The sequence below is a fragment of the Parapedobacter composti genome (assembly GCF_900112315.1).
GTDB classification, from domain to species: Bacteria; Bacteroidota; Bacteroidia; order Sphingobacteriales; family Sphingobacteriaceae; genus Parapedobacter; species Parapedobacter composti.
Genome location: NZ_FOLL01000013.1, coordinates 101,637 through 115,553 on the forward strand (window position 1 = coordinate 101,637; position 13,917 = coordinate 115,553).

A 13,917-nucleotide genomic window follows, 5' to 3' on the forward strand; every position below is an offset into this window, starting at 1 on the left:
GCGTTTTTGTTTTATATGCTATATTTGCATCATGGCAAATGTCCCGCTCACCGATACCCACACACACATCTATTACCTCTACGGTACACCCGAACTCGAAACGCAAATGCAACGGTGTACCGATAACGGTATTGAATACCTGTTATTGCCAAACGTAGACAATGAATCCATTTCCAGTGTGTTGGGCACCGTAGCGGCTTATCCTGAGCGTTGCTTCGCCATGATGGGGCTCCACCCTTGTGAAGTGAAGGAGGACTACCTCGATGCACTGGCCGCAATTGAACTTGCCATTCAAAACAACAACGTATATGGCATCGGCGAAATCGGCATAGACCTCTATTGGGATAAAACCACCCTGCCCTTGCAACAAGAAGCTTTCCGCATCCAGGCTGGATGGGCTAAAAGCAGCGGCCTGCCGGTCTCCATCCATTGCCGGAATGCCTTTGACGAACTGTTTGCACTGCTGAAGGAGGTGCAGGATGGCCGCCTGCACGGCGTGCTTCACTGCTTTACCGGAAACCGTGAACAAGCGCAGCAGGCTATCGATTTTGGCCTCCACCTCGGCATAGGGGGTGTGGTGACTTATAAAAATGCAGGACTGGACACCGTAGTAGCTAATCTTGATCTTCGCCACCTCGTCCTGGAAACTGATGCCCCGTACCTGGCGCCTGTGCCTTTTCGCGGAAAACGCAATGAAAGCAGTTACTTATGGTATATTGCACAAAAAATTGCAGATTTGCATGGGGTTGATTTAGATACCGTGGCATCTGCCACCACCGAAAATGCCAAGCGAATTTTTGGCATTTGATAGCCGGAAAAACCAAACGCTGACTAAATGAATAATATTTTCGTAATCTATACCGGGGGAACCATCGGGATGGTCAAAGACGAACACAACGGTACATTTGTACCCTTTGACTTTGAGCTCATTGCCAAAAACATCCCTGAATTGGCCCGGCTTAATTATAAGCTGAGCGTATATTCCTTTACCCCGATTATTGATTCATCCAATATGCAGCCGGCAATCTGGCTGGAAATGGCCACTATCATCAAGGACAATTACGATGATTACGATGGTTTTGTCATTCTCCACGGTTCGGATACCATGGCATTTTCCGCTTCTGCATTGAGTTTCATGCTGGAAGGACTTCAAAAACCCGTTATCCTTTCTGGCTCACAGCTGCCCATCGGCGAAATACGGACCGATGCCCGCGAAAATCTCATCACCGCCCTGGAACTTGCATCCGCAAAAAAGAAGGGAAAATCGCTCATCCATGAAGTATGCATATTTTTTGACAACAAACTCTTCCGGGGCAATCGTTCATTCAAATATAATTCAGCCAAATTCGAAGCGTTCAGGTCGCCAAATTACCCTGTATTGGTCGAAGCAGGCGTACACCTTAAATATAATCAGGAGGCGCTGCTCGACAATAGTGACAAGGAATTCATTTTACATACCAAACTGGATAATGCCGTATCGGTGCTTAAACTGTATCCCGGCATCAGCCCGCAAGTGGTCAGGGCTGTCCTTGAGTCCGAAGCACGATCGGTCATTATGGAAACATTCGGATCCGGCAATACAACTACTGATAGGTGGTTCCTGGATTTGCTGCGCGACGCCATCCGCAACGGCAAAAACATCCTCAATATCTCCCAATGCAAGGTCGGAAGCGTAGAATTAGGGCGCTACGAAACCAGCAAATATCTTAAGGAAATGGGCGTGCTCAGCGGTTACGATATGACGTTTGAAGCCGCCGTAACCAAACTCATGTACCTACAGGGCGAGTTTGAAAGCCAAAGCGACGTAGCCTACTGGGCTGAACAGAATATCCGGGGAGAACTCACCGCATAACATCAGCTACCGATAAGCTCATCTCACTGCTTGCCTTGCCAGCAACTTCCATTGCCCATCGGCACGCTGCCATACCGTCATCACCTGCAGCCGGATAGTCGCTGGATCTTTCCCTGCGTCGGCTGTTTCGGCTTCCAATTGATGGCGGACGATGGCGACATCCCCTGACGTGGTGATCTGCTGATCGGACAGCCGGATACTCAAAAAATTGGACGCCCCGGTAGCCAAGGTGCGTATAAATTCTTCCTTACTCTCTACAATACCGCTGGAGTGGCCATAACTGAGCGAAGCCGCGGTCAATCGTTCCAACGCAGCGGTATCGGCATCCACCAACGCCTGCCGAAAGGCTTCTACCGTACGTTCGATGGTAGATGCACCCTCTTGACCTTGAGGATTACAAGCAACCAGCCCCACCAATGTAATAAGTGAATAAAATGTTTTCATGCCTTCAGATTTAACTGTTCATACCAAGCCAGGATATCTTGATATCCCTTCCGCAGGATACCCAGATCTGAATCGATGGCCATACAGCGGTATCCCAACGAAGCCAAGTTAGTAAAATCATCCCGGTTACGCAACAGGATTCCCGCCTGCTTGCCATGTGCCTCGGCCGCGCCGGCCACCTGCCGTAACGCATCCTCAAAGCTGATAGCATCTGCATCGGGCTGATGGGCCAAGGCCAACTTCAGGTCACCTGGCCCTACAAATAAGACGTCCACACCTTCCACAGCGGCTATATCATACGCGTGCCGCACGCCTTCCGCGTCTTCTATTTGCGCTAGGAAAAGCGGACGAACCGCCGTGGGATCTGCCGACGGTTCCATCCCATACCGGTAGGCACGCACTGTGGTCGAATAGCCACGGTGGCCGGCAGGCGGATACCGCATCGCCGCCACACAGTCGGCCGCCTGTTGCGCAGACGAAACATGAGGCAGCATGATGCCATCGGCACCCCAATCCAATACGCGGGCTATCGTCGCGGCGTGCAATTCCGGCACGCGTACGATTGCTGCGGCTTCCCCCCCGGCCGTAGCCCGAAGAAGTCCGGGAAGCGCTGCCTCCGGCGAACTGCCATGCTCAAGGTCCAATAATAACCAGCTAAAAGAAAATTGAGCTGCAAGCTCCGCCACCACCGGGGAACCGACACTCAGCCATGTCCCCAACTTAACCGACCCATCCAAAAATTGGTCGTATTTTCTAACGTCATGTTTGTTCATAATGTCGCAATTGATTTATTCCCCCGCAGCCCTTCGCAAGCGCTTTCTATTCGTTCCAATGTAAATTGTCGCAAACTTTTATGCTTTGGATTATTCAAGAAAAACTTATCTGACTTTTCAAAATAATTTCCTTTCACCCGGATTACCGATTTGAAGACAATGTTGCGCAGCAGGTGCAACCAAAACCGCTGTTCAAAATCACTGGGCAACGACCTCAACTGCTGGTAACCGGCGATGGCTGACGCTAACACATCGCCTGAGTGAAAACAGCCCAGCAGCGACAGATCGTCCGTTGGATCGCCAGATACCGCATCATCCCAATCCACAATCGCCGTGATGCGGTTACCATCGCCCAGAATATTCCATAGCGCAAGATCTTTGTGTACGAGACAACCTGCCTCTAATTGCAGCAACGGACGGGCTCCATTGGCCAAATCCTTCAACTCTGCAATCTTGCGTTCGCCGATGAACCCTGCCGAGCCCAGGAAGTCCAAATGCACATCCCAATTCAAGAAAAAATACTTTTCATACGTATCATGGTATCCCTCCAGCCGACCGTGGTTGTGCAGCACTTCCGGATTGAAAAGCCCATATTTACCGGGCGTGATGGACTGCCACATTGCGATATACTGCCCGATTTCTTCTGCTGTGGCCAGTACATCCAGTTCCCCCCTTTTTTCTATCACATTCAAGTCGTTATTATCAATGCATTCCATCACCTGGATGGCAAACGGCACCTTTGAGCGTGATGTATCCGTCAAGTATACCGTAGGTGCCGGCACGCCCAGCTGCTTCACACTCTCCAGCACGTGAGATTCCACAGCCATATAGTCGTCCTTTTCCGGACCGTTCTCCAGCCGCACGAAATATTTCGTCGGACCCTGGTAAGCAAAATAGGTGATGTGGTTGCCCTGTCCGCCAGCAGGCGTTAATTTAACAGAGCCATCATTAAAATATTGTGTCAGATAATCATTCAATTGATTCGCTATCCCCAGGTTTTCTTCGTCGGACGACGGAGGCTGTGTATTTGCGATGGTATGCGGACGATCGGATTTCCAATAATAAATCGCTTTTCTAATTGCCATATAAATTATTCGTTAACGCTAGTTGATTTGTCTTCTAAAGGATGGAATGTATTGCTTTCCGCAGTTGTTTCACCACCTGACCTACTCGGATCGGTTTTCCATCGCCAGTAAGCCGTCAGCAGCCCGCCAATCAGCGTTTGCATCACACTGCTGAATACCGCAGGCACAGCAGCCATCGGCTGCATGGGAAAATTCTGTTTGGCCAATACCGCGGCAAGGCCGCCGTTCTGCATGCCGACTTCAATGGATACCGTACGGGCAACGGCATGGTCATACCGGAAAATACGCGCAACAACATAACCTAACACAAAGCCGATGATGTGCAGCAGGCCAGCGGCCGCAAACAACACCAGCAGGTTGGCTGCCACCGTTTCTGCGCTCTGCGCCACGATGCTTCCCGCAATGAACACGATAGCCCACACCGATACGACCGGCCCCGCTAATGACATTTTCTTTCCAATATGAGGGAATTTGTAGTTAATGAATACACCCAATGCCACGGGAATAAGCACTACTTGCACAGTGGTGTAGAAAAGCCCCCAAGCATCTACCGGGACGTATGTACCGGCCAATGCTTCGGTAAGCAACGGGGTGGCCAAAATGGCCACCAAGGTAGATACCGTCGTCATGATGATAGATAGCGCTAGATGCCCGCGTGACAGATAGGTGATTACGTTGGAGGCTGTACCGCCCGGACAACACCCAACAATAATCAGCCCCACGGCAAGCGCCGGATCCAGTTGCAGCAACTTGCTGATACCATAGGCAGACAGGGGCAGCGCGGTATATTGCATTATCGCGCCCAACAATACCGCTCCGGGCATTTTCGTGATGGCTTTGAAGTCATCCACATGCAACGTCAGCCCCATGCCCAGCATGACCAAGGCCAAGGCACCTACCATCCAATTGCCCGAAAACCACTGAAAAGCCGGTGGATAGATGTATCCCAAAAAAGAGCTGCCAATAATCCATACCGGATAAAGGTTAACGAACGTGTTTAAAATGTTTTTCATAAAAATCAATAAGTGTTTATCCCTTTGTTATCCACCCAAGAGTTTGACCGTACAACAGGCAGACGGATACCACTATATAACACATTCGTATTGTATCGCCCCCTAAGTCAACCAAAAAACTACCTGCATCCCCTTGCTCCTGATCTGGCGATAATGTCAATCAGAAAACAACATAGATGTTTTATTCAGTTTTTGAAACAACCAAATCATCCAAAAAAAAGCGTCCATCCATAGTTGGATCTGACACGAATCTAATACGTGTATTCGAAGTAGCATTTATGATTGAAAACTCTTTGCTTTCCCATGATGTAGAGCTGGTAACAGGCACCGATTGAACAGATGCCGCACCTCCCCCTGATACCTCAACATAAACCGTCTGCGAGGCATTTGCCCAAATAGCCATCTTGAAAGTCACTTTCAAATTTACCCGATCCTCGGCTATCTCGGAAAAAACCGGTGTGGCGACGAATGCGTCCCTGCTCGCAGAGGTCCCAATCTTGATGTATCCGGGCCTTTCATAAACCTTATTACCATCCCACCCTTCAAATTCAGTTAAAGCAAAATAAGAGGGCGCCATATACTCAAAAAAATCCATGCTCCCGTCTGTGCCGGGCGTGCTGTCCTCTGGTTCTCTGCTTTCATCAACAACGCGAAGATTGTTTTGGTCCGGATCCGGTATAAAAAATGGCCTTGACCCGCGTTCATTAGCAACATAATCCCCACCCCATACCATTTTATCAAAATTCGCTTCAAAATAGACCGTACCAACCGGGTCGCCATCAGGCTCATCATCCGGGATATTGTCGGGCCCATCCTTAGAACAACTGGTGAAACAAAATAAAATGGACGCCAAAAAGCTGAATACAAACAATGCGCTATTACGTTTCATAATACGTTATTTTTTAATATTTAACCATTTGCTTGCTATAATTCCAATGCTGACAACGGGACACGAGTAATCCCCATTTCTTCCTTGCCGATCGAATACAATGTATAAAGCCAACCATCCAACACGATTGAGCTAGAGTATGCATACCCAAGATTCCTTCCCCCCACTCCTGAGAAACGATAACCCGTAGGTGAATTTGTACGCAAGGTATACACCTTATCAAAGGTATAACCATCTTTACTTACCGATATAGTCATCGGATCGCGGTCCAAATACAATGCTTGGTCAAAACGGTTAGTGTTTTGGTTACCTATCAGCAAAACAGTTCCATCATCAAGCGTAATGCCCTGTGCCCTGCTTGGTGAATCGGGGATATCTGTAGGATGTGGCGTTGCCCAACCTCCTGTGCCGTCATTAAAGCTTACGTACATCCGGTTGTTATGCACGGGATTACTGGGAGTACCCCAATCACGCAACATGAGCACCAAACCGCCATCTTTGGCTCGATAAATAAAACTTTCTATCAGGCTCTGTCCATCGACCGCCCTACGTTGCACTCCCCATGCAGCACCTGCCCACCAACTAATATGATTATTTTCTCGGTACCAATTATATAACCGGACACCGATAGGTGGCGCAGTAGTGGGTGCATCCGATCCTTGCATATAAATAGGCAATGCCCCGTTACTGGGTAGGTTTTCAACTAAGAAGGGTTCCCCTAGTTTGCCGTTTTCACCGACGGATCGAGCAATCGGATATACGCCCGCACCATGCACATATGTTATGGCATATAGCTCATCATCAATGACCGCCCACCGATCGGGCTTTAAGTGAATGCCACTTTCGGTACGGGGCTGTACGGGGCCAGGGGCCGGGAACAGTTCTTCGGGTACCGTCCAACTACCCCAAGTGTCGGACCAAGCATACAGGACACGCTGCCCGGGCGCATCTTCGCCCAACTCATGGTTGCCCCACATTGCGTAAAACCTACCCTTGTGGTGAATCAAACAAGCGTAATGATTGTAGGCTCCGTCTTCGCGCGCCGCAGGTTGCCAGACAACAGCATGCTCGGCCTCCGAAAGTATTGGAAACCCAGCCCCATTCCGAAGATCAACCGTAGCCATAGGTGCTTTCCACATCGGAACCACCGGTGTACCGCTACTAGTGACTCTGTTGGTTTGTACCGTACGTGTACCCACCTGGATTTCGATGGTCTTATCTTCTTCATCGTCATGGCGGGGTGATTCCTTTCCTTTTTCGTTACAAGCGAAAAACTGTAACATTATCATCAATAAACCCACACCGAAAGAGCGTTTTCCTTGTTTTCCTATCCGTTTCATATCCATATCCTAAACTTGTATTCTATCTATTCCCCAATTATCGCACTACCTGATATCCCAGAGTTTGCTCCAGCCTCGCACCGATATTTGCATCGATGGCCGACTGTGGAATTGGCCACCATTGATGGTGATCCTGTATCGAATTTCTTGTGATTGCCCGGATATTGTACTTTCTTACCCGATCAACCAATCTTCCCATCCGTACAAGCGTCCTTCTACGGGGTTCCTCTGTAATCAATTCCCTGGCACGTTCGTCAAGGATAAAGTCCTCCGTCACATCGGATGCCCCAATCAATGTCGCATTTGCACGATCCCTCACTTCATTAATATCATCCGCGGCTAGATCCAACTCCCCCATTCTGAAATAGGCCTCGGCACGCAACAAATACGTTTCGGCCAACCGGTACACGATAAAATCCTGATAAGTTCGCCCCGACCAAGAAGTTCCGGTGTGGGTGAGCGTACCTACATCACCTTCAATCTTCCGAGGATACGGGTAAATGTTCTGCATGGTGTCTATTTCCGATGTTTTGCGTTCCACTACCTGTCCAAAATAGGCTGACGCCGGATTGGTATAACGAAGCTCTCTTCGCATGTTATGCACCGAATTGCGCATATCATTATCCCAATCGCCCTCCCACACCTGATACAAGAAATATGGCGTGGGACGGACTTGCCCGGTACCCCTACCCAAACTGTCTACCACGACCATACCCGAACGCCCATCAGGGTCGGTAAGCCGTTCATACCAAGGGCCCCAGTTTCTCAACCGGTTATTTCCATTGCTTCCTCCCTGTCCACCCAAGGTCATGTCCTCAAACTGCCATACGTAAATAGACTCCATATTGCCAGAACTCCGGTTCTGGTTGCCATCCCTAAACATATCTGAAAATGGATCCCCCGGTTCACTCAATTTAGTTCCAAACCGTTGCCTTGTCAATTGATACAAACCCGAGTTGATAACCTTGTTAGCACTTTCCACAGCAAGTTCGTACTCCCCGAGGCTGATGTACACCTCGGTTAACAAATGATCGGCAGCTGCTTTAACAATCCTTCCTTGCTTTTCCACGGTTGTCGGCAGCCATTCGGAAGCAAACTCCAAATCTTCACGCGCAAATTGCAACACATCTTCACGCCGATTGCGCACAAAATCCGTCTTCGGACTGGTATAAATGGTATCGACAATCGGTACGTCTCCGTACAGATTAGCAAGCAAGTTATGCGTATATGCCCTAAAGAACTTGGCTTCTGCAATCATAGCGTTTTTACGTTGCTCGCTGCTCCATATATCGGCAAGTTCTGGATTATCGGCGTATGCAATAATTGTATTGGCACGAGGAAACATATCTCGATATGCCCATTCCCAAACCCACTCTACTTGGCCAACAAAAGGCGTCAACAGGTTATTATAGTCCGTGCTGTGGGTAGCACTGTTTCCGAAATCCGCGATATCGGTTCCCGCAGACATGATATAGAAGTACCTTGCACCGTCACGGGCAGCCATCTCGTCCCGCGCAGCTTGATGCAATGCGGTCATGTGAGCTTCGAACCCGGTTTCTGAGGTCAATATACCTACCGTACTATAATCTGACATGGGTATCTCATTAAGAAAGTCCGCGCTACATGACTGACTTGCCACCAGTAAAGCAACGGCACTATATGTATTAAGTATTTTCTTTAGCACTTTCATTTTTTACGCTTTAATGTTATGCTCAATAATTATCCCTTAAAACCCTAACCGGAATCCCAGCGTATAAGACCTCGCTATCGGATACCGATCCGTGGATATCGATTCCGGATTGGTACCCAACCAGTCTGTAAACGTTAGTAAGTTCTTGCCACTCACATATACATTCAAGTTAGCCAAACGGTTCTTCGCCAGAAATGCCGAAGGAAAACGATAAGATAACGACACATCCTGCACACGGATGAAGTTCCGGCTCAAATACCAATTATGGCCGAGCGTACTCCGTCGGTATTCCAGTGACGGCCGAGTATTGGAGCGGTTTTCTGGTGTCCACCATCCGCCGTCAAACATATTGCCGGGCCGGATTGGATCAATGCTGTTACTATAAAAATCTAAATCATTGAAGGTTCCCAACCAACCTTGCATGGCATTGATAAAGATGGACAAATCGAAATTGTTATAACGGAAATTGTTGGTAATCCCCCAACGGTATCTAGGTTGACCACCTTGCCCGATGATGGTCCGGTCATTATCAGCGTCAATACTGCCGTCGCCATTGAGATCTCGGAACCTAGCAAATCCTGGTTGGGAGCCAGCTGGAAGCTCGTCTCCCTCTTGGTATATCCCATCGAACACAAAGTCGTAATATACGTTGATGGGCTGGCCGATAAACCATCGGTTACCGATGTCATCGTCTTCACGGCCATCCCCATCGGCGTCCGACCCATACAAGCTTACAATTTTATTTTTATTGTGCGAAAACACAAAATTGGTATTCCATTCGAACTTTTCTTTCTTGATATTGACAGTATTCAACGTCAGTTCAACGCCACGGTTATTTACACGCCCCAAATTGGTCCAGATAAATGGATAACCAGTCATTATCGGAATCGACCGTTCAACCAAGAGATCCCGGGTATCCATGTTATACCATTCGACTGTACCGCCTATCCGGTTGTTGAAGAGCTCGAAATCAGCAGCCACATTGGCGGTATACGTTGTTTCCCATTTAAGATCCGCATTGGAAATATTAGAAGGGTAGATCCCCAAAGCCGACTCAGGCCCATAGACATAACGGGTAATGCTCGATAAGCTTAGCGACTGGTAAGGAGAGATCGCTTGGTTACCGACAGCCCCGTATGATGTCCTGACCTTAAAGAAGTTCACGAAATCTGCCCGCTGCATAAACCCTTCATCCGAAACAATCCAAGCAAACGCGGCAGAAGGAAATGTAGCATACTTATTATTGGCGGCAAACACCGAACTACCGTCTCTTCTTGCCGTCAACGTAAACAGGTACCGCTCTTTAAAGCGGTAGTTCAATCTGGCCATTGACGAAATGCCCGTCACTTCCTGAGCATAAGAAGAAACGGTTTGCAATTCGCCAACATTTAACCGGTCCCACCCGAAAGCATCGAATTCCAATTGGTCCGCACTTGCCGTTGTCGTTTCATGGCCATCACGGTTAGCGCCGTACATCAACGTAATGTCAAACGCATGGTCATTATCCAGTTTGAATTGGTAGTCTAGGATATTTTCCAATACCCAGTCTTGTGCCATCCAGTTCCGCTTGGAAGCCGATGAGGTATTGGCCTGTGGTAGATGTACATCGTTCCGGGTAGCCTGGTAGTCACGGATCCAACGATAATTTGTAGAGTAATTAACTCGGAATTTAAGGCCCTCAATTTGTGGCACGTTAATCAACGTATAAAAGTTAGCAAACAAATTATTCCGGAAATTCGCGTTCTCAGAAAGAAAATTGTTCCTTAAGGGATTAGCCGAAGCGCCTTGGTCTTCTGGCACCGTAAACTGGGTTGGTGAACCGTCTTCGCGGAACCACGTTCCATACGGGCTTTGTCTCGAAGCCAAAGAAATGGAGGCAGGTACACCGGACTGGTCGTTCTCAGAGAACATTGTATTGGTACCGATGGTCAACCAATCCGTTATCTTGTTTTCAAGGTTTACTCTGAAGGCCATCCTGCGCAGGTTATCGTCTTTTATCAATCCATGCTCACGTGCCATGGATGCCGAGATATAATAATTGGTACGCGCGGTGTTTCCGGAAAGACTCACGTCGGTAGAAAAAATTCTGCCCTGTTGCGCAATCATATCAAACGGATCGATGATGTGGCCGTTCTGATAGTTTTCGGCTTCGGTAAGCGTCAAGTAGGTGGAAACGTTGTCCGGATCGAACGGTATCCCCCTAAGTCGTCGGATTTCCATGGACTTTTCCAAATAGCGCTCGGGGGTCAGCAACTGCATCCTTGCGGCCCAGTCTGACAAGCCATAGAACGTATTCAGGTTGATCTGGGGCTTTTCCGTCTTGCCCCGTTTCGATGTGATCAGGATAACGCCGTTCGCGGCACGTGAGCCGTAGATAGCCGCCGCACTGGCGTCCTTCAGGATTTCCATGGACTCAATATCATTGGGATTGATATCGATCATACTTCCATTAAAAAAAATACCGTCAAGGATGATCAATGGATTGTTCCCGGCACTCAAGGACCTGGGACCACGTACTAGGATGGTTCCGTTCTGCCCCGGTCGGCCATTGTCTGTAAACTGCACGCCGGCTACCCGGCCCCGCAGTGCCTGCGTCACGTTGGTATTAGGCAGGTTCTCAGTTTCCGCCATATCCACCTTGCTCACCGACCCGGTAACGTTGCGGCGCGATTGGGTGCCATAGCCCACGACCACCACTTCGTCTAAGGATGAAGTGCTGGCCATAAGCAGCACATTAATTGTTTCATTCTGCCCTACAGCCACTTCTTGTGTGGTGTAACCCACATTCCTGAATACCAAAGTGTCGCCGCTGTTGGCTTGGATGCGGTATTGGCCGGTTGCGTCGGTGACTGTACGCACAGCACCACGTTTCACCTCAACGGACACTCCCTCCAAAGGTCCGTTATTGTCACTCACCACGCCTGACACCGTTAGCTGTCCCTGGGCAAAAGCGGTGGCCATTGGCAAGACCAAGGCCAAACAAAGGCAAAATACCCGTTGGCTTCTCAATAGCCATAAAAATTTGCTTATCGTCATCATTACAAATGATTAGGTTTGAAAATTTGGTTAACGCGTTTCCCTTTATTAACATGACAAATATCCCTCAAAGGCCGCTGAATGCCGTTCAACTACTTAGCCAGTCTGTATACTCATTTACCATATCGGCGAATTGCCCGCAAGCTACCTGGTTAATGGAAAGTGCCCGCCGGAAAGCGGGCACTTAGACTATAGGACTTCACGTGGGAATAATTCGTTACCCAACCACAGCAACGGGAGAGAAAGTCAATCATTCACTTTACTGATGATCTGCCGCTGCTTGGCCTGCTTGGTTACAAACCGCCCCTGCAGCAGATCTTCTTCCGTGAACGTGGCCATCAGGATTTCTTTTTCACCCCCACGCGACCGATCGTAGCACACGTAAATCAATCCGTCTTCGTCCTGAACCACATCCGGATACGAAACGCTGTTACGATCGTCCAGCAATAATTCATAAGGCCATGTTTTACCGTCATCCAGGGAAAGGCGCGCCGTCATATTTTTCCTTGCCTTGCGCTCAGGATCGTTGTTATAAACCAGAAGGAGGTTACCTGACTGCAACCGGCCGATATATAGGCGGGAATTAGCTGAGGTCAGTTCTTCAACCTCCTGCAGGGAAGTCCAGTTGGCCCCGCGGTCTTCTGAAAAGCTTTCCTGTACATTGCGTTGCAGCATCCAGATGTGTCCATTGGTTAATTGAACGCACATGTGTTCATAAAAATTGCTGACAGGCTTGTTCAGCGGCCCGCCCTGCAATGTCCAATGCTCTCCTTCGTCTTCGGAGATATAGACAGCGCTTTGATGGTTAATCCAATCATAGGACGGCAGCAGCCACTCTCCCGAAGCCAGCACAATGGGCTTGTTCCGGGTCAGGCCATTACATAAACGCCTTGGAGCCGTCCAGACCGGTTTGTCTGCTTCAGGATTGTCGATACGGACACCCCATGTTCCCCATAAACCGTCAAAACCCTTTGGCCCGGTATTCTGTACCCAGAAAATCCATAACCGCCCTTGCGGGTCTTTCCAAAGCTGCGGATCCATCACCCGCACCTCACTGTTGGGATGAGTAATAACCAAGGCTGGGTCGATCCACTCCTTTCCGTCATCACTATACGATATGATGCCGTAATTGCCAGCGTCGGGTTCCCTGGCGCCGCCCGAAAACCATGCAGCCCACAACCGCTTTCCTGTTTTTGTGATAGATGGACATCCCTGCCATTTCCGTGTGTGTTTGGCATATTCCGTGCCGGGCAGCCAACTGATTTTGGCGGGCTGGGTAATGGACGGCAACGGTCGCGCATCAAAGAACGCCACTGCCCAGCCTTCATGGCTGACATCTCCCAAGCGAAAACTTTTATAGGTTATGTCCTTTTCGAATATACCAACCTTAACCCGCTGCCCCTTGAAAAGCGTAAACGACGGATGATCCAGCTTAGTAAAACCTTGCTCTTCCAATACCCGTTCCTGTGAGCCATGTTCCCCCGCAAGCGGGGTAACAACGAAGAGGCTTCCGGTAGTAACCGGAACAATACGCCTGTCTCCTTTCATGGATCCGATAATATAGCCGGCCCCCCGCAGGAAACGAGGTAACTCCTTGAACACATAACGCTCATCGGAAAATATGGTGGCTCCCTTTCTTGCTATCCCTACCTTATCTTCTTTTTCAGGGAATACGGTAGCAACAGTCTTGATACTGTCAGGAAATTGTGCATGCACGCACAATCCGACGCAAATTACCAACCCTACGGTAATAAATGACTTATAAAACATAGGCTTATATATTTCTTGGCTTATA

General features: G+C 48.9%; 11 protein-coding genes. 2 read left to right on the plus strand and 9 right to left on the minus strand.

Annotated elements, in window-relative coordinates:
* Window positions 1–31 precede the first annotated feature (31 nt).
* Together BM030_RS13710 and BM030_RS13715 are read left to right on the plus strand one after the other, a co-directional pair.
* Entirely contained in the window at window positions 32–808 is a 777-nt protein-coding gene (locus tag BM030_RS13710; protein WP_090974171.1) for a TatD family hydrolase, read from the plus strand.
* A 27-nt stretch (window positions 809–835) separates the two neighbouring features.
* Window positions 836–1,852, plus strand: a complete 1,017-nt coding sequence (locus tag BM030_RS13715) for an asparaginase (protein ID WP_090974172.1) — start codon at window positions 836–838, stop codon at window positions 1,850–1,852.
* A gap of 18 nt (window positions 1,853–1,870) precedes the next feature.
* Here the strand turns inward: BM030_RS13715 and BM030_RS13720 are convergent, their stop codons facing one another.
* The 9 genes from BM030_RS13720 to BM030_RS13765 all read right to left on the minus strand — a co-directional run bounded on the left by BM030_RS13720 (window position 1,871) and on the right by BM030_RS13765 (window position 13,892).
* A complete protein-coding gene (locus BM030_RS13720) occupies window positions 1,871–2,296 on the minus strand; it encodes a nuclear transport factor 2 family protein (protein WP_090974173.1) in 426 nt (141 codons plus the stop codon).
* A complete protein-coding gene (locus BM030_RS13725) occupies window positions 2,293–3,069 on the minus strand; it encodes an HpcH/HpaI aldolase family protein (RefSeq protein WP_090974174.1) in 777 nt (258 codons plus the stop codon). The genes BM030_RS13720 and BM030_RS13725 overlap by 4 nt, the downstream gene beginning before the upstream one ends.
* Window positions 3,066–4,154 (minus strand): phosphotransferase family protein, encoded by a 1,089-nt coding sequence (locus BM030_RS13730; RefSeq protein WP_090974175.1) that lies wholly within the window; start codon window positions 4,152–4,154, stop codon window positions 3,066–3,068. The genes BM030_RS13725 and BM030_RS13730 overlap by 4 nt, the downstream gene beginning before the upstream one ends.
* A 5-nt stretch (window positions 4,155–4,159) precedes the next feature.
* Window positions 4,160–5,167 carry a bile acid:sodium symporter family protein gene (locus tag BM030_RS13735; RefSeq protein WP_090974176.1) on the minus strand — a complete coding sequence of 336 codons (1,008 nt, stop codon included), beginning with the start codon at window positions 5,165–5,167 and terminating at the stop codon, window positions 4,160–4,162.
* Between the two features lie 181 nt (window positions 5,168–5,348).
* Window positions 5,349–6,056, minus strand: a complete 708-nt coding sequence (locus BM030_RS13740; protein ID WP_090974177.1) for a hypothetical protein — start codon at window positions 6,054–6,056, stop codon at window positions 5,349–5,351.
* Between the two features lie 35 nt (window positions 6,057–6,091).
* On the minus strand, window positions 6,092–7,396 hold the full coding sequence (locus BM030_RS13745; RefSeq protein ID WP_170845741.1) for an exo-alpha-sialidase: 1,305 nt from the start codon (window positions 7,394–7,396) through the stop codon (window positions 6,092–6,094).
* 37 nt (window positions 7,397–7,433) lie between these two features.
* Complete coding sequence (locus BM030_RS13750) at window positions 7,434–9,086, minus strand: RagB/SusD family nutrient uptake outer membrane protein (protein ID WP_090974179.1); 1,653 nt, start codon at window positions 9,084–9,086, stop codon at window positions 7,434–7,436.
* 36 nt (window positions 9,087–9,122) lie between these two features.
* Window positions 9,123–12,125: a SusC/RagA family TonB-linked outer membrane protein gene (locus BM030_RS13755; protein ID WP_090974180.1), complete on the minus strand. Its 3,003-nt coding sequence runs from the start codon at window positions 12,123–12,125 to the stop codon at window positions 9,123–9,125.
* A 243-nt stretch (window positions 12,126–12,368) separates the two neighbouring features.
* Window positions 12,369–13,892, minus strand: a complete 1,524-nt coding sequence (locus tag BM030_RS13765) for a sialidase family protein (protein ID WP_139215899.1) — start codon at window positions 13,890–13,892, stop codon at window positions 12,369–12,371.
* Window positions 13,893–13,917 lie beyond the last annotated feature (25 nt).